Source organism: Bradyrhizobium sp. USDA 4503 (assembly GCF_054055815.1).
On the sequence record NZ_JBSRXS010000001.1, the window covers coordinates 4,489,184 to 4,505,415 of the forward strand.

The following is a 16,232-nucleotide window of genomic DNA, read 5'->3' on the forward strand; positions in this document are numbered from 1 at the left end:
ATATCCCCAGCATTTCCCTCACGAAACCGTGTGGCCGGCGCCGTAACAAAACGCCTCCTCTCCCGTATTTTGAAGCGTCGGAGCCACCCGGCCTGATTGGCCAATGCCGGCTCCCGCTCTAGACTGGCCCCAATTGCGATCCCACGAGGAACCCATGCCCAAAAGCTCCCTCAGCCGCCTCTCGCTGTGCGCCGCCGCGATCGGCGCGCTGGCCGTCACAGCTTTTGCCGTTGCGCCCTCGCTTGCCGCCGAGGACGCCGTGATCATCCCGGCGCCGGCCGCGAGCGCGCCGGAATCCGGCATCAAGACCGCAGTGCTGGCCGGCGGCTGCTTCTGGGGTGTGCAGGGCGTATTCCAGCACACCACCGGCATCGTCAGCGCGGTGTCCGGCTACTCCGGCGGCAGCAAGGCGAACGCCGATTACGAGAAGGTCTCGACCGGCACCACCGGCCACGCCGAGTCCGTCGAAATCAAGTACGACCCGCAGAAGATCTCCTACGGCAAGATCCTGCAGATCTTCTTCTCCGTCGTGCACGACCCGACCCAGCTGAACCGGCAGGGCCCGGATTCCGGCACGCAATATCGCTCGGCGATCTTCACCACCAGCGACGAGCAGAAGAAGGTGGCGGACGCCTATATCGCCCAGCTCAACGCCGCCAAGGTCTACAAGAAGCCGATCGTCACCAAGGTCGGCGCGCTCGAGGCTTTCTATCCGGCGGAGGGCTACCACCAGGACTATCTGACGCTGCACCCGAACCAACCCTATATTGCCTATAACGACATCCCGAAGGTCGAGAACCTGAAGAAGATCTTCGCGGAGAACTACATCGAGAAGCCGACGCTGGTGGGCAGCACCAAGGTCACCAACTGAGGCGACGCTTCCCGTCATTGCGAGCGAAGCGAAGCAATCCATGCCGCGGCAAGCGGAAAGATGGATTGCTTCGTCGCTTCCCTCCTCGCAATGACAACCAACAAGGGAGTTTCCATGTCCGATACCAAGACCGACGGCAAGGTCCGCAAGAGCGAGGCCGAGTGGCGCAAGGAATTGACGCCGATGCAGTACGCCGTGCTGCGCGAGAAAGCGACCGAGCGGCCCTTCACCGGCGAATACGAGCATGATCCCCGCAAGGGCACCTATGTCTGTGCCGGCTGCGGGCAGACGCTGTTCGAATCCGACCAGAAGTTCGATTCCGGCTGCGGCTGGCCGAGCTTCTCCAAGCCCGCGGTCGAGAGCCATGTCGACGAGGAGCGCGACATGAGCCACGGCATGATCCGCACCGAGGTGCTGTGCTCGAAATGCGACGGCCATCTCGGCCACGTCTTCAACGACGGCCCCGGCCCGACCGGCCTGCGCTACTGCATCAACTCGGCGGCGCTGAAGCTCGACGAGAAGAAGTAACGGCGCCCACTACACCGCGCCCCACGCGACCAACAGGCCGGTCGCGTGGGGCTTTGTTTTGGCTTCGGCGACCTACAACATCCTCGTGATCGGCAAACGGCCTTAACGACTCGCAGGCCGGAATGTGCTTTGCTCGGTATTCGCGGGGGCCGTAGGCGTCTCGCCGTGCGGCTGCCGCCTGTTCTGAGGAGGGCGCCATGTCGCTTGGACTGATCCTCATCATCCTTTTGCTGATTATCCTGCTGGGCGGCTATAGCGGCCGAATTCGCGGCTATGGCTATGGCCTCGGCCACTCCGGAATGGGCCTTTTCGGGGTGATTTTGATCGTGGTCGCGATCCTGGCCTGGCTCGACAAGATTTGAGAGCCATAAGTCATTGAAACAAAATGACTTATCTGGCCGGTGCCGGTGCTATGCGCGGATTCAGCATGTGCCCTGTCAGGGGCTCTTCTGGGGTCGCATTTTTGTCAAAGAGGCCTATATTAGGGGTCGAAATGACATGTACGGCGCGCCGCCGATAATAGGCCGCCGTCCCCCAAAATCCCTTTCGCAACGCCAACTGAAAAGAACACAAGAGGTCGTCGACCATGCGTCCCCTGCGTCCGTTCAACTATAACACATCCGCCGAACTGTTCCCCGCCGCGATCCGCAAGAAGAAGCGGGCGGGTTTCGCCTACCGCCGTTTCGGCACCGCTGCCGAGGCCGTGCAGTTCGCGATGGAGCAGCTGCCGGCGGACTCGCTGAACGGCGCCTATCTCCAGGTCGAGGAAGCCCGTTTCGACCAGAACGGCATCCGCTCGCTCTATGAGAGCGAGGCCTTCCCGCTGCCGCGTCGTCCGCGCCCGGCCGCCAGCCAGACCGACGCTGACGCCGCATAAGCTTTCTGCTCTTCGCTCAACGAAAAGCCCTCGGATCGATCCGGGGGCTTTTGTTTTTGAGGGTCACAATCTCGGCTGCTTGTCGAGCCAGCGCCGCAGCATCCGCACATTGCGGATATTGGCGCGGAACATGACGTCGAAGGCATCGCCCGCCACCGGCACCATGCCGATCACGCCGTCGACGGCGACGTTGGCGAGCATCCGCGCAGTGATGTGCCAGGGCGCGCCCAGCAACCGGGCCTCGCGCACCAGCCATAGCGAGATCGCGGTGGTGATGATATCGCCGACCACCGGGATCAGGCCGATCAGCCCGTCGATGCCGTAGCGCACATTGGTGCCCGGCACGATGAAGGCGACGTCGAGCAACTTTGCGATCGTCTCCAGCCGCTGCAGCCGCTGCTCGCGAGTCAGATTGCCGAACGGGTTGGCGGTGGAGTTGCGGAAGTCGAACTGAAAGCCTTCCTGAAAACCTTGGAACTGCGGATGCAGCGGGCCATCGGCGAGCTCGCGCCCGTCCTGGTCGATGACCTTGCCGCGCGCCTGCGCGCCGCCAAAGGGCGGCCGCGATCGCGCGGCGTGGGGCGTGAAGATGTCGTCCTCGGTCATGGCCATCACATGGTAACGCAGGCAGGCGGTTCAAGTTGCGTCACATTACCACTGTGTCACCTTCAAGGCCTGTTACCTCGACGCTCTGCCGTGCTCGCTTCAGTAGACGCCCTTGTTCATCGTTCTGAGCCGCTGCGCCAGCGTCCTCATCACCTTCAGGGCAAAATGCGGCGTCTGGCTCACGAGGAAGAGAAACTGCTTTTCCGAGACCGGGACGAGTTCGACATCCGTGAGCGCCGTGGCGGTCGCACTCCTTGGCCCATTGTCGATCAACGCCATCTCGCCAAAGATCGTGTCAGGCGCGAGGTCCGCCATGGTCTTGTTGCCGACCTGAATGCGCACATAGCCGCTCTTGATCACGAAGAGCTCGTTGGCCTGCTCCCCCTCGCGAAAAATAATGCCGCCGGCTCGGACCAGGCGCGTTTCGATACTGTTGCCCGTCAGAAGGCTGAAGCTTGCATCTGCCACTCGAAATTCCTTTCCCCGAATCCGAAACGCAGATCCCGTACGTCCCGGTCGTCTGCAGCAACGGCTGAAATAAATGCGCGAACACAGAATGGAGCAGGCCCGGGATCGGCATCGCCACTGCCCCGGGCGGCCGCGGGTCGCGAGGACGAACGCGGACATGACATTGGGACTACGTTTGCATGACGATGATGTGACAGTTGTGTGAAGGTAGCCGGACCTCCGGCGTCTCGCGCGCTGATACGATTACTGCAAGGGGCGATCTATTCCGCGCCGGGCGTTGAGCGCGGCCCTTGTCCGATCGCGACGTGCTCATTTCGCGGTTGGGTCAGAAGTCGCCGAACGCGACTTCTGCTTTTCCCTTGGTACTGAGCACCTGCCCTAATGCTGGGAAGCCGGCTGCGCCGGCGCGTGCAGCTCTTCGGCATATTTGTGCGCCAGCCAGGACGTGATCACGCCCGGGATGAAGCCGACCATTCCGTACAGGATGAACTGCACCGCGCCGCTTTCGGAGCCGTGCGAGGCGTAGGTCAACGCCGCGCCGACGAACGCCACCGCACCAACGAGCAGCATCCGCACCACCGGCGCGATCCGCCTCACATGCATCAGGATGTCGTCGATCGCACCGAACATCAGCGACGGCACGATGCCGAACAGATAATTGTATTGCAGCGACTTCACGAACACGACGAGCAGCTTGGTCACCTCGCCGCCGCTGGTCTCGGTCCAGTAGCCGGACTGATAGGTGGTCATGAGCAGCAGCAGGAAGCCGCCGATGAACGGCCCGATGGCTGCGAAGATCAGATAGCGTTTCATGGCGTGCCCTTGCCCGACGTCAACCAAGTGTAACGCGGTCGCGCGACGGTTCTAGGGAAAAATCGAAAGTCGCGGCGATGTTCCGGAGCTCTGCACGTCGATGCGCTGCAACAGCCGCTGATCTTGCTGCGATACGGAATCGCCCGGACGAAGCCGGGCGACGACATTGCTGGCGACCGGGGCGAGAGCTAGGGCCGCTACTCACCCCACGCCGCGAACGCCTCGTTGAAGGCTCGCTCGCCGGGGGCGCCCTTTTCGATCGCGATGATGGCGCGGCGCTGGTTGGTGTAGACCAGCGGCACGTCGAACCACGAGCGCTCCTTCAAGAGTTGCAGATTGCGCGAGCGGTCGGCGTCGACATTGGAAAGGCCGACCAGGAAGAAGCCGTCGGTGACCTTGACCGCGAGCCCGGCCAGCGGCGTGCCGCGCGCCTGCTCGTTGGACTTCATCAGGATGCCCGGCACGTTGCCGACGCCGCCATTGGCGAAGTCCTGCGGCAGGATGAAGGTCAATTCCGCGGTATGGCTCGCCGGCAGCGATGAATCGGTGTTGCGGCGGAACGACATCGTCATCTTGAACTTGCGATCGGGAATGTCGATGTCGGCGCGCACGGCGATGTCGGGCTTCTGGTTGCCCGATCCCTTGACCTGCTCGGTGCGCCAGACCACCGAACCGACATACTGCTTGCCCTTCGGATCCGACGGGTCTTCGTCATACAGCACCACGCGCTGCGCCACCGGGGCGACCGTCTCGCCCGACGACGAGGGCTGGCCGACGCGGTCGGTGATCTTCTTGCTCGCAGGCGTCGACGCGGCATCCTTCGGCGCCTCGACCGGGGCCGAGGATTTGAACAGGCTGCTGACAAGGGTCATGGCCTGCTGCCGGAACAGGATGCCGGTGCCGACCAGGATCAGCAGGATGCCGATCACGATCGCGGTCTTGAACGGGAACATCGACCCGACGCGCGGCGGCTTCTTCGGCTCGCGCTCGCCGTTGCCGGCCCGCGACCGCTGCGGCGGCGGACCTTGCGGCGGCTGCGGGGTGTAGCGCTCGGCCTCCTCGATCGACTCGTCGTAGGAATACGGCGCCTCGGGATCGCCGCCGCGATTCTCAAGGCTCGGCTCGAGCCGATCGAATTCCGGCGAGGGCGACGGCACGTTGGCGTAGGTCTTGCGCGCGTTGCGGCTGGCTTGCGCCGCGGCACGGCCGAGATCGTCAGCATCGGCGGTGATGTCGCGGAAGCCGCGCACGCCCGGCGCGGCCGGCGGCACCGGCGGCGGCGCGCCTTCCGGACCGCGGCGGGGCGGGCCCGGCCGGGCCGGCGGCGCCTGGGTCTCGGGCGGGACCGGCGGGTTTTGCGGCCGCGGCGGGGCCGGCGGCGGCGCGTCGGGGCGCAGATTGCGCGGCGGACGGGGTTCGGCCGGGGGCCGCGGGCGCGCGGCAGTGTCGGCGGGACCGGGCTCGGGCGGCCGGGCATTGGCGCGGCTGCCGCGGACAGCGGCAGCGCCACCGGGACGCGAGGCCTCGCGGGCGCGCTGCGCGGCCTCGGACTCGACCTTGCGAACCGCCTCTTCCAGCGACAGCCGTTCGCGGGTGATCTCGGACTCGGAGAGCGGCGGCTGCACGCCGCGGAGCTGCTGGATCAACGCCGTTCGCGCCCGCGCATACAGCGCACGGCGGGCTTCGCCGGGGGCGTTGGGGTCCAATCCGGCGATGGCACGGGCGATCAGCGGGTAGTAGTCAGCCATTTCCACACAATTGGAGGGATATAGGTAATATCCCGTTAAGCCTCGAACGGATTCTGTACCAGAATAGTATCTTCACGCTCCGGGCTGGTGGACAGCAGGGCGATCGGACACCCCACCAGTTCCTCGACCCGGCGAACGTACTTGATGGCCTGGGCCGGCAGGTCCGCCCAGGACCGCGCATTGGCGGTCGGCTGTTTCCAGCCCTCGATGATCTCATAGATCGGCTCGACCCGGGCCTGCGCGCCCTCGCCCGCCGGCAGATGGTCGATTTCCTTGCCGTCGAGCTTGTAGCCGATGCAGACCTTGATGCTGTCGAACCCGTCGAGAATATCGAGCTTGGTCAGCGCCAGCCCGGCAATTCCGCAGGTGCGGACAGTCTGTCGCACCAGCATGGCATCGAACCAGCCGACCCGGCGCTTGCGCCCGGTATTGACGCCGAATTCCTTGCCGCGACGGCCGATTTCCTCGCCGATCTCGTCGTTCAGTTCGGTCGGGAACGGACCCTGGCCGACCCGGGTGGTGTAGGCCTTGCAGATGCCCAGCACATAGCCGACCGCGCCCGGGCCGAGGCCGGTGCCGGTCGCGGCCTGCGCCGCCACCGTGTTGGACGACGTCACATAGGGATAGGTGCCGTGGTCGACGTCGAGCAGCGCGCCCTGCGCGCCCTCGAACAGGATGCGCTTGCCCTCGCGGCGCTTGAGGTCCAGCAGCCGCCACACCGTCTCGGCATAGGGCAATAGCTTCGGCGCCATCGCCGACAGCTCGCTCAGGATGCTCTTGCCGTCGATCTCCGCGAGGTTGAGGCCGCGGCGCAGCGCATTGTGATGCGCCAGCAGGCGTTCGATCTTGTGCGGCAGGGTGTCGAGGTCGGCGAGATCCATCAGGCGGATGGCGCGGCGGCCGACCTTGTCCTCATAGGCCGGGCCGATGCCGCGGCGGGTCGTGCCGATCGAGGTGATGGCGTTGGACGATTCGCGCAAGGCGTCGAGCTCGCGATGCAGCGGCAGGATCAGCGTGACGTTCTCGGCGATCCGCAGATTGTCCGGTCCGACCGCGACGCCCTGCCCCTTCAGCTTGGCGACTTCGTCGAGGAAGGCCTGCGGATCGAACACCACGCCATTGCCGATCACCGCGAGCTTGTTCGCCCGCAGCACGCCGGAGGGCAGCAGCGCCAGCTTGTAGGTCTCGCCATTGATCACGAGCGTATGGCCGGCATTGTGGCCGCCCTGGAAGCGCACGACGATGTCGGCCTGTTCCGACAGCCAGTCGACGATCTTGCCCTTCCCTTCGTCACCCCATTGGGCGCCGACGACGACAACATTGGCCATTGCGAAGATGTTCCCTTCAGGTGTTTCAGACCATGATCGCGGCGAAAACGCGTCCGCCCACAGCGACCTGCATTGATATGCCCAGCCTAAATCGCGGCGCCCGGCCGCGCGCACGCAAGGCGCCTACCGGATAAAGGAAGCGGCTCGGCTGCGCAAGCAAGAAGGGGCTCGTTTACGCCTTTTAGACGACCTACAACCCTTTGATATCCCCATTAAATTCCATGCTGCGCCCGGCTGCGCCGGGCTGGCGGGAATTTAATGTTACGGCAACGTGACGCTGGATCTGCTGTGGATTGATCGCAGCTCCTATTACGGCGATCATTCACCTAGATTAACCGGCAGGGTCCATGCCCAATTCCACCCAAGCGACGATGGCGCTGCGCAAGCTCGGCATTGCCTTCAAGCTTCACACCTATGTCTACGATTCCAGCGCCGAGAGCATCGGGCTGCAGGCGGCCGAGGCGCTCGGCGTCGACCCGAATCGCATGCTCAAGACGCTGATGGCGGAGGTCGACGGCAAACCGGTCTGCGCCGTGGTGCCGTCCGACTGCGAGGTCAGCATGAAGAAACTTGCCGCCGCCCTCGGCGGCAAGTCGGCCAGGATGATGCGCCCGGCCGATGCCGAGCGGCTGACCGGCTATCATGTCGGCGGCATCAGCCCGTTCGGCCAGAAGAAGAAGGTGCCGACCGCGATCGACGAGACCGCCCTCACCCACGTCACGGTCTTCGTCAATGGCGGCCAGCGCGGCCTGCAGATCGAGATCGATCCGAACGACGCCGCGCTTGCCGCCGGCGCCACGATGAAGCCGCTGGTGGCGACGCAGGACTGAACCTACGCGAGACCGATCCTGCGCAAGACTGATCCGAAGACCGGTCGCCGCGATCAATGCGAGGATTTGTCCCTCATGAACTCCGCGCCGACGAAGTCGGACAGACCGGATAATTCCTCCGCCGTAATATCGTTGACGTTGAGCCGCAGCTGCATGATCGCGAGGTCGAGCAGATGCGCGGCGAAGCTTGCGCCGGCCGCCCTCACGATGCTGCGCTGCTCGATCAAGACAGCGATGACGTCGCGCAAACTGCGCATTTGCACTTGATCCATGGCCCTTTGCCCGGCGCTGGCCGTTGTTAGCTGAGTTGTCATTGGGATACCGATTGTAGTGTGCTGATGGACGCCGCACCCACGGTTGGGATGTACGGCAGATGCTCGGCTTCGTCGCCGAGATGCGGGATGCGCGGGCGCATCTCGCGGATTTCGATGTCGATGGTCATCGGCGGGGGAATCAGCGTCACCGAGGCTTTCGGCCACGGCGCCGGATTCGGGCTGACGCCGGTGAAGCGATAGGCCGCGGCGATCTCGAGCGCGAGCAGTTGCAGCTCGAGCATCGCAACCCCCATCCCGGCGCAGGCGCGCGGACCGGCGCCGAACGGGATGTAGGCGTCGGTGTTGTAGCGCCGCGTCAGCAGGAAGCGGTCCGGATCCTCGAAATGCCTGCCATCGCGCTGCAGCTGCCAGGGGCAGATCAACAGCGAGGTGCCGACCTTGAGATCGCGCCCACCGATCGTCACCGGCTGCATCACCTCGCGGGAGAACCACCAGGCGCTGGGGTAGAGCCGGCAGACCTCCTTGACCAACGTCGCGCTCAGATTGGCGCGCTTCACCGCCTCGAGCCGCAGCTCGCCGTCGTCGCCGAGGCACTCCGCCGCCTCGTCGGCAATCTCGTCCATCAGGGCGGGATTGGTGGCCATCTGGTAGAACATCCACGCCGCAGTCGAACCTGTGGTGTGATGGCCGGCCAGCAGCAATGTCAGGATCTCGTCCTCGAGATCGCGATCGGTCAGACCGAGCGCCTCGAGATCGCGCAGCGCGCTGCTCGAGCCGGCCTTGCTGCGCAGACGTTGCACCACCGTCGACATCGCAAGCTTGGCACAGACCCGGTTCTTGCGCCGCCGATACCAGGCCACCGGACCGAACGGCAATGCGCGGAACATCTCTTCCGCAAGATCGTCCTCGATCGCGCCCACCGCCTGAACCAGGGCTTCCTCGTCGCCGGACGACATCACCTGGGAGCCGAAGATCGCGACGCAGATCGTCCGCAGCGCCAGCATCGCGGTGACATGGTGCGGATCGAACGATCCGAGCCGCGCCAGGCTGGCGCCGACCGCGCGGATCTCGGCGCACATATGCGGCAGGAATTTCTCGACGCTGCCCTTGGCCATGTGCTTCTGCAGCACCGCTCGGCGCCGCTTGTGCTCCTCGCCGCTCAGCATCAGCGAGCTGCGGCCGAGCACCGGCGTCAGCTTCTTGATCAGCTTGCCCTTTCCGATGTCGGTCTCCGGCGCCTTGAGAATCGGGCGCAGCAGATCCGGATCGTTCACCAGGAACACCGGCGCGGGACCGAGCTGCAACGGCACCAGCCCCAGCGCGGACTCGTTGCCGCGCGTCAGCAGCAGACGCAGCGGATCACGCTGGAATGCTCGAACGTCCGAGAACATGTGAAGCATCGTGGATCTCCAATTGCCGTCCAAGATCGAGGAATTTGGTCAGGCCGGGATTGGCGGCGAGACCGAGCGGAATTTCTCCGGCGAGCGCCGTCAGCGGGCGGCCCATGCGATCATTGCCGATCACCTGCGGCGGGCCGTAGCGGCGGGTGCGGATGTCCATGCGGGTGAGAAAACGCTCATAGGAGAGGTCGGCCAGCGCCACCAGCGCCTTCGCTCCGCGCAGCTCGGCGAAGCGGAACATCAGCGCGTAGGTCACGCGTGCGGCCTGCGACCTCGCAACGTTCGGCAGCACGCCGAAACGGCTGATCTCCCAGGCGTCGCGGCTGCTCGGAAAGCGACGCAGCGCAAGCTGCGGGAAGACCGACTTGGTGAGATAGGGATAATCGGTGCGGATAGCCCGGAAGCCGCCGACGAGCTCGACGCCGGAGAACAACAGGCAGTGCTCGGTATACCAGCAGTCGAACTGATCGCGTTCGACATCCCCGACCGTGGTCAGAAGCCAGCCGCAATGGTCGACGAACAGGCGCTTGCGCAGCCGCAACATCGCCCCGACATGCGCCGGATCAAGCTTTTCCCTGGTAATGAGGGCGTGGTAGCCGTCCAATGAATGAAGCATTTGTCCCTTCCTCCAAATGCGGGAACATCTGGAACAAAAGGGGTTAACTGTGGTACCCCCTAAAACCGGGGGTTTTCGTCAATGGGCCTGGTAGACGCGATTTCGACCATCGAGGCGTCGGATACCATCGACGAGCTCAGCTCGTCATTGCATCGCGTTGTCCAGAATTACGGCTTCTCGGGCTTTGCCTTTGTCGATGCCGGCCGGCCCGACCTTGATCTGCCCTATCATATCGGCACATTTCCCGATGCCTGGAAGCGGGCGTATGTGCAGAACGAGTTCGTTCATGCCGATCCGGCGCTGGCGCGGTCACGACGCACCAACACGCCGTTCAGCTGGAGCAGCCTGAAGCTGCCGGAGCGCAGCGGACGCAAGCGACCGCCCGAGGTCAAGACGATGGATGCCGCCCGGGAGTTCGGATTCAAGGACGGCTTCGTCGTTCCCTTCCACTATCGCGACCGGCTCGGCGCGGTGCATTCGAGCTCGACGGTGTTCTTCTGGGAAGACGAGCCGCGCGACTTCGACAAGCTGTTCGTCTGCCATCGCCATGAACTGCATCTGTTGATGATCTATTGGGTGCAGCGGGCGATGGACATCGTCAACCGCGACCAGCGCAACGCGCCGACCATCCTCAAGCCCGCGGACGCCGCCGAAACCATCAAGCTCACCGGGCGGGAGAAGGAAGTGATCGCCTGGGCGGCGCGCGGCAAGACCGTGGCCGACACCGCGCAGATCCTCGGCATTTCGCCGGAGACGGTGGAAGGCTTCATCAAGCAGGCGCTGCGCAAGCTCGAGGCATCCAACAAGACCCATGGGGTGGCCAAGAGCATCGCGCTCGGAATCATCGATTTGTGAGCGGCGCCGCGCAGCCATGGCGGCGCTCCCGGGGCTGCCGCCATGCCGACCGCATCGCCCTGCCAGGACCAGACACCGCGATATGTGGCGCGGTCACACATCCGGTTGGGTTCATCTTCCCGATCGCCCCCTGATTGCATTCGCGCACGGTCTTGATAATAAGGGCCGTGGCCGGATGACGCTGATGCGAGCATCCCAGACCAGGGTGCGCACTCCGGTGCTCGTCCGGCGCGACTGCCCGGCCGGCGTCGAGGCGCCGATCATCCTGCACGTTGCCCGGTACGGCAGGACCCGTTGTCCAGCCGCATGATCCGTAGAAGTCCCATCGCGACGAACCGCCGGTTCATTTGCTACCAACTTTTGTAGCGGAAATGCTGTCCACGGACCTAGCTGGAGATGGTCTGAACGCATCATGAGCACATCACAGGACGACCAAATCGACCAATTGGTGCAGGCGCGCTGGCGCGCCATCGGGCTGTCACAGGCGGATCTCGCCGAGATCCTGTGCGCCGGCGCCTCTCTGCAAAAGAACGGCGTCGACGGCACGGTGAAGATCGATGCCGGTCGCCTGGCGACGGTCGCCGAGATGCTCGGAATCGCCGCCGACATCCTCAACCGCCGGCCGGTCACGGCAGCGCTGGCGCAGGCCGGCCAGACGGCGGAATCGCTGCAGTCCCTGCTCGAACTGCGCATGCTGCGGGTGTTTCGCGACGTGCAGGACCCCGACACCAAGCGGATCCTGATCGAGCTCGCCGAGCAGATCGTCAAGCGCCAGACTAGGCCGCCGGAGACCGGCTAGGACCAAATGTTCGATCCCCTGCGCGACCGGCGCGGGGCTGGCCCGGCCAGGCGCCGTCATGCCGCCTTGGTGAAGGGGCCTTCGCGCATGGTCGCGATGCGTCTATCCCCATTGATGGAATGACGAAATCCGTGTCTGTGATCCGAGCCGGGGAGATCCATACCGGCCCGGCGGTGCCAGCCGGGCAGGCCGCGGCGTCGTGAACCCGGGCCCTCTTCATGTCTGCCTCCGATTCCACCACATCAACGCCTGCGGCCGGCTCCTGGATCGCCAACCAGCCCTATCTGCTGCTCTGCATCACCGCGACATGCTGGGCCGGCAATGCGATCGTCGGCCGCCTCGCCGCCGGCCACATTCCGCCGGTGACGCTGTCGTTCCTGCGCTGGTCGGCGGCATTCCTGATCATCCTGCCGTTTGCCTGGAAGCACCTCGTCCGCGACTGGCCGGTGATCCGCAACAATCTCGGCATCATGGTGCTGATGTCGATCACCGGCATCAGCGCCTTCAACACGCTGCAATACTGGGCGCTCGAGCACACCCAGGCGCTCAATACGCTGCTGCTGCAATCCGCGGCACCGCTGGTGGTCGCGCTGTGGTCGCTGATCCTGCTCGGCGCGCGGCTGACACTGGCGCAATTGTTCGGCGTGCTGCTGTCGCTCGCCGGCGTGCTGGTGATCCTGCTGCACGGCGATCTCACGACGCTGTCGAAGATCGAGTTCAACAAGGGCGATCTGATCTTCATCGTCGCATTGGTGATCTTCGCGCTGTATTCGGTACTGACCCTGAAGCGGCCTAAAATCCACGGCCTGTCGGTCGCCGCCTTCACCTTCGGCTGCGGCGCGCTGGTCCTGATCCCGCTCTACATCTGGGAACTCGGCGCGCGCCCGGTGATGCAGCTCACGATCAACAATCTGCTGTCGCTGTTCTATGTCGCGGTGTTCCCCTCGACACTGGCCTATCTGTGCTTCAACCGCGGTGTGCAGCTGATCGGCGCCAACCGCGCCGCGCCGTTCTTCCACATGGTTCCGGTGTTCGGCACCATCATGTCGATCGTGTTCATCGGCGAGCATCCGCAGGCCTTCCACTTCATCGGCTTCGCGCTGGTGCTGGCCGGCGTCTTCGCGGCATCGCGGAAGCAGAGCGCGTAATTCTCCTCTCCCTCTCCCCGTTCTTACGGGGAGAGGGTTGGGGTGAGGGGCTCGCTCCGCGAGGACGGCGAGAGACGAATGCGCGGAGACTCCCCTCACCCGGACCGCATTCCGCTGCGCTGCATGCGATCCGACCTCTAAGAGCGAGCTTCGCTCGTCTCGACCCCGCAAGCGGGGCGAGGTAAGGAAAGCCCGCGGTGACTATCGGCGGCAAATCCGCTATCTCCTAGGGTCTGCTTCGCAGACGGGTTTTACGCATGGCGCGCGCCAGCAATCTCTTGATCGGCACCCTGACGCTGGCCCTGATCGCCGGCTCGCTCGGCGGCTGGCTGGGCTATCAGCGCTATGCCGGCATCAAGCGGATGGTGCCGTTCCGCGTCATCTTCGAGGGCTCGGCCTCCGGCCTGCGCCGCGGCGGCAGCGTCAACTTCGCCGGCGTGCGGATCGGCGAGGTGGTCTCGATCAGGCTCGACCGGCACCGCGTGGTGGCGATGACGCGGATCGAAGGCAACGCCCCGATCAAGAAGGATACCCAGGCCGGCCTCGAATTCCAGGGCCTGACCGGGATCGCCTCGATATCCTTCACCGGCGGCACCGACGATGCGCCGCCGCCGACGCTCGGCGCCGACGGCATTCCCGAACTGACGGCCGACGCCGAAGGCACGATGGGGATCCAGGAGAAGCTGCGGGTCGCGCTGCGCAATGTCGACCGCGTCATCAGCGAGAACGAGGCCGACATCAAGGACTCGCTGCTCGGGCTCGAGAACTTCACCAACTCGCTGTCCGGCAATGGCGAGCTGATCGCCGGCTTCATCGACGCCGCCGACGACGGCATCAGCGCGGTCGACGCCAAGATGAACTCGGCCGACAAGTTCCTGAAAAGCTTCGGCAGCGACAAATATGGCGGCGAGCTGCTGCCGACCGTGATCTCGCTGCGCGAGCTGATCCAGAGCTTCGACAAGAAATCCGGCGCCATGATCGCCGAGACCCGCAAGACGCTCAGCGACGTCAGCCAGTCCGTCAACAAGTTCAACGAGAAATTTGTCGGGCCCGCCGGCAGGCGCTAGATCATGATGCGTTTCCATGGAATCGCATCATGATCTCATCTCTTTGTTTGAGCATGATCTTTTCGGAAAACCGGTATCCACTTTTCCGGATCATGCTCTAGTCTGGCCTTCCGACCAAGAACCAAGAACAACGGAAACGCTCAACGTGCACGACCGGACCGCAGCCCCCTCTCCGCCTCCCGTAACCGTCAACCGCGCTGCACCCGCCGTACCCCGGCATCTGCGGCGCTATCTCACGCTCGACGATTTCGAGCCGCAGGCGCGCCGGCTGCTGCCGAAATTCCTCTACGGCTACATCTCCGGCGGCGCCGAGACCGATATGGCCCGCACCGACAATCGCCGGGCGTTCGAGGAATACGGCTTCGTGCCGCGGGTGCTGCAGGACGTCTCCGGCCGCGACCAGACCACGACGCTGTTCGGCAAGACCTACGCCTCGCCGTTCGGCATTCCGCCGATGGGCTCGTCCGCGCTTTGCGCCTATCGCGGCGACATCGTGCTGACGCGCGCCGCTTCTGCCGCCAACATCCCGATGATCCTGTCGGCCTCCTCGCTGATCACGCTGGAGGACGTTCGCGCCGCCAATCCTTCGGCCTGGTACCAGGCCTATCTCGCCGGCCTTCCCGAGCGGATCGAGCCGCTGGTCGACCGCGTCGCCGCCGCCGGCTACGACACCTTCGTCGTCACCGCCGACGTGCCGGTGCCGCCCAACCGCGAGAACAATATCCGCAACGGCTTCCAGGTGCCGCTCGAGATCACGCCGCGGGTGTTCTGGGACACCATCACCCATCCCGACTGGCTGCTCAACACCTGGGCGCGCACCGTGTTCAACCACGGCATGCCGCATTTCGAGAACATGGACGCCAAGCAGGGCCCGCCGGTGCTGTCCAAGAATTTGATGCGCAACATCGGCAGCCGCGACCAGCTGGCCTGGAAGCATGTCGAGCTGATCCGCAAGCGCTGGCCCGGCAAGCTCGTGGTCAAGGGGCTGATCGCGCCGGAAGACGCCCGGCTGGCGCGCGAGCATGGCTGCGACGGCGTCATGGTCTCCAACCATGGCGGCCGCCAGCTCGACTACACCGTCTCCGGCTTGCGCACGCTGCCGGAGATCGCGGCGCAGAAGGGCAACATGACCGTGATGGTCGATGGCGGCATCCGCCGCGGCACCGACGTGATCAAGGCGCTGGCGCTCGGTGCGGACTTCGTCTGGATCGGCCGGCCGTTCCTCTATGCCGCCGTGGTCGCCGGCGAGGCCGGCGTGGCGCGCGCAATCTCGCTGCTGCATGCCGAGATCGACCGCGACCTCGCGTTGCTCGGCATCCGCAGCCTGAAGGAGATCACTCCGGACCTGGTGCGGAAGTTCTAGAGCGTTTTCGAGCGAAGTGGATACCGGTTCGCGTGAAGAAAACGCGTCACAACAAGAGTCCAAAGCATGATCCGGAAAAGTGCGAAGCGGTTTTCCGAAAAGATCATGCTCATACAAGGAGCTAAAGCGCGATGATGATTCAACCCAATCTCATCGCGCTTTAGAGCCCCGTTGCGATTCTATCGGAACGGGAAAGACTTCAGGCTCACGCATAGCGCGCCGCGCCCATGCACAGCGCGGTGATCGCGAGCAGGGCGGCGGCGATGCGCTGGGCGACCGCCAGGCGCGAGCGCGCGGCTGAGGTATCGCCCGCGCTGCTGCGCAGCTGCCGGACCGCGCCGCCGCCGACGATGACCTGCACGGCGATCGCGGCCAGCGCCGCGATCGCGCCGCCCGCCAGAACCTGCTCCGACAGCCCGAACGAGCCTTCGTGGACCAGGCGCCAGAGCGTGCCGCCGGTCACGATCGCGACCGTCGCGGCGCCGATTTGCGGAAACAGCAGCTTTTCGCCGCCGAGGCCGCCGGTGCGCGCCAGGGTGAAGCTCGAGCCGGCCCAAAACACCGATGACAGGACGTGAAGGGACAGCGCTATGATGAGGGCGGTCTGCATGATGTCGCTCCGGATGGCATTGGAAAATTA

General features: G+C 64.7%; 19 protein-coding genes. 10 read left to right on the forward strand and 9 right to left on the reverse strand.

Translation table 11 applies throughout. The features are described from left to right. Nucleotides 1-154 precede the first annotated feature (154 nt). The 4 genes from msrA to ACVMIH_RS21720 all read left to right on the forward strand — a co-directional run bounded on the left by msrA (nucleotide 155) and on the right by ACVMIH_RS21720 (nucleotide 2,276). Nucleotides 155-871, forward strand: a complete 717-nt coding sequence (msrA, locus tag ACVMIH_RS21705; protein WP_456855314.1) for a peptide-methionine (S)-S-oxide reductase MsrA — start codon at nucleotides 155-157, stop codon at nucleotides 869-871. Nucleotides 872-985: 114 nt separating this feature from the next. Then, a complete protein-coding gene (gene msrB, locus ACVMIH_RS21710; protein ID WP_057017314.1) occupies nucleotides 986-1,399 on the forward strand; it encodes a peptide-methionine (R)-S-oxide reductase MsrB in 414 nt (137 codons plus the stop codon). A 197-nt stretch (nucleotides 1,400-1,596) separates the two neighbouring features. Continuing rightward, nucleotides 1,597-1,761 (forward strand): DUF3309 family protein, encoded by a 165-nt coding sequence (locus ACVMIH_RS21715; RefSeq protein ID WP_016844323.1) that lies wholly within the window; start codon nucleotides 1,597-1,599, stop codon nucleotides 1,759-1,761. 224 nt (nucleotides 1,762-1,985) lie between these two features. Then, the gene (locus tag ACVMIH_RS21720; RefSeq protein ID WP_016844322.1) at nucleotides 1,986-2,276 is read left to right on the forward strand and encodes a hypothetical protein; all 291 of its coding nucleotides are present in this window, start codon (nucleotides 1,986-1,988) and stop codon (nucleotides 2,274-2,276) included. Nucleotides 2,277-2,339: 63 nt separating this feature from the next. Here the strand turns inward: ACVMIH_RS21720 and ACVMIH_RS21725 are convergent, their stop codons facing one another. The 5 genes from ACVMIH_RS21725 to ACVMIH_RS21745 all read right to left on the reverse strand — a co-directional run bounded on the left by ACVMIH_RS21725 (nucleotide 2,340) and on the right by ACVMIH_RS21745 (nucleotide 7,239). Beyond that, nucleotides 2,340-2,888, reverse strand: a complete 549-nt coding sequence (locus ACVMIH_RS21725; RefSeq protein WP_456855313.1) for a DUF4112 domain-containing protein — start codon at nucleotides 2,886-2,888, stop codon at nucleotides 2,340-2,342. Between the two features lie 93 nt (nucleotides 2,889-2,981). After that, nucleotides 2,982-3,350: a Crp/Fnr family transcriptional regulator gene (locus ACVMIH_RS21730; RefSeq protein ID WP_244558901.1), complete on the reverse strand. Its 369-nt coding sequence runs from the start codon at nucleotides 3,348-3,350 to the stop codon at nucleotides 2,982-2,984. Between the two features lie 378 nt (nucleotides 3,351-3,728). Continuing rightward, nucleotides 3,729-4,163 (reverse strand): DUF5413 family protein, encoded by a 435-nt coding sequence (locus tag ACVMIH_RS21735; protein ID WP_028343492.1) that lies wholly within the window; start codon nucleotides 4,161-4,163, stop codon nucleotides 3,729-3,731. A gap of 197 nt (nucleotides 4,164-4,360) precedes the next feature. Further along, nucleotides 4,361-5,911: a hypothetical protein gene (locus ACVMIH_RS21740; RefSeq protein WP_456782586.1), complete on the reverse strand. Its 1,551-nt coding sequence runs from the start codon at nucleotides 5,909-5,911 to the stop codon at nucleotides 4,361-4,363. A gap of 35 nt (nucleotides 5,912-5,946) precedes the next feature. Further along, on the reverse strand, nucleotides 5,947-7,239 hold the full coding sequence (locus ACVMIH_RS21745; RefSeq protein WP_076829982.1) for an adenylosuccinate synthase: 1,293 nt from the start codon (nucleotides 7,237-7,239) through the stop codon (nucleotides 5,947-5,949). Between the two features lie 347 nt (nucleotides 7,240-7,586). Between ACVMIH_RS21745 and ybaK the strand changes: the two genes are divergently transcribed. Then, nucleotides 7,587-8,069, forward strand: a complete 483-nt coding sequence (ybaK, locus tag ACVMIH_RS21750) for a Cys-tRNA(Pro) deacylase (RefSeq protein ID WP_076829980.1) — start codon at nucleotides 7,587-7,589, stop codon at nucleotides 8,067-8,069. Between the two features lie 53 nt (nucleotides 8,070-8,122). On the opposite strand, the gene ACVMIH_RS21755 is transcribed toward ybaK, so the two are convergent. Genes ACVMIH_RS21755 through ACVMIH_RS21765 form a run of 3 tightly spaced genes read right to left on the reverse strand, consistent with a single transcriptional unit; the run spans nucleotide 8,123 to nucleotide 10,360 of the window. Then, nucleotides 8,123-8,326: a hypothetical protein gene (locus tag ACVMIH_RS21755; protein WP_244558900.1), complete on the reverse strand. Its 204-nt coding sequence runs from the start codon at nucleotides 8,324-8,326 to the stop codon at nucleotides 8,123-8,125. A 53-nt stretch (nucleotides 8,327-8,379) separates the two neighbouring features. Then, the gene (locus tag ACVMIH_RS21760) at nucleotides 8,380-9,744 is read right to left on the reverse strand and encodes a cytochrome P450 (RefSeq protein ID WP_456855312.1); all 1,365 of its coding nucleotides are present in this window, start codon (nucleotides 9,742-9,744) and stop codon (nucleotides 8,380-8,382) included. After that, nucleotides 9,704-10,360 (reverse strand): acyl-homoserine-lactone synthase, encoded by a 657-nt coding sequence (locus ACVMIH_RS21765; RefSeq protein ID WP_456855311.1) that lies wholly within the window; start codon nucleotides 10,358-10,360, stop codon nucleotides 9,704-9,706. Before ACVMIH_RS21765 ends, ACVMIH_RS21760 begins: the two co-directional genes overlap by 41 nt. An 81-nt stretch (nucleotides 10,361-10,441) precedes the next feature. Here ACVMIH_RS21765 and ACVMIH_RS21770 point away from each other — a divergent pair, with 81 nt between their 5' ends. From ACVMIH_RS21770 to ACVMIH_RS21790, 5 genes are all read left to right on the forward strand, one after another. After that, nucleotides 10,442-11,215, forward strand: coding sequence for a helix-turn-helix transcriptional regulator (locus ACVMIH_RS21770; protein ID WP_016842683.1), 774 nt, complete (start codon nucleotides 10,442-10,444; stop codon nucleotides 11,213-11,215). Between the two features lie 412 nt (nucleotides 11,216-11,627). After that, nucleotides 11,628-12,014, forward strand: a complete 387-nt coding sequence (locus tag ACVMIH_RS21775; protein ID WP_456863325.1) for a hypothetical protein — start codon at nucleotides 11,628-11,630, stop codon at nucleotides 12,012-12,014. Between the two features lie 218 nt (nucleotides 12,015-12,232). After that, nucleotides 12,233-13,162, forward strand: coding sequence for a DMT family transporter (locus ACVMIH_RS21780; protein ID WP_028343500.1), 930 nt, complete (start codon nucleotides 12,233-12,235; stop codon nucleotides 13,160-13,162). Between the two features lie 257 nt (nucleotides 13,163-13,419). Continuing rightward, nucleotides 13,420-14,229: an MlaD family protein gene (locus ACVMIH_RS21785; RefSeq protein WP_057015610.1), complete on the forward strand. Its 810-nt coding sequence runs from the start codon at nucleotides 13,420-13,422 to the stop codon at nucleotides 14,227-14,229. A 145-nt stretch (nucleotides 14,230-14,374) separates the two neighbouring features. Then, the gene (locus ACVMIH_RS21790; protein ID WP_456855309.1) at nucleotides 14,375-15,592 is read left to right on the forward strand and encodes an alpha-hydroxy acid oxidase; all 1,218 of its coding nucleotides are present in this window, start codon (nucleotides 14,375-14,377) and stop codon (nucleotides 15,590-15,592) included. Nucleotides 15,593-15,797: 205 nt separating this feature from the next. On the opposite strand, the gene ACVMIH_RS21795 is transcribed toward ACVMIH_RS21790, so the two are convergent. Next, nucleotides 15,798-16,202, reverse strand: a complete 405-nt coding sequence (locus tag ACVMIH_RS21795; RefSeq protein WP_456855308.1) for a hypothetical protein — start codon at nucleotides 16,200-16,202, stop codon at nucleotides 15,798-15,800. Between the last annotated feature and the right edge of the window lie 30 nt (nucleotides 16,203-16,232).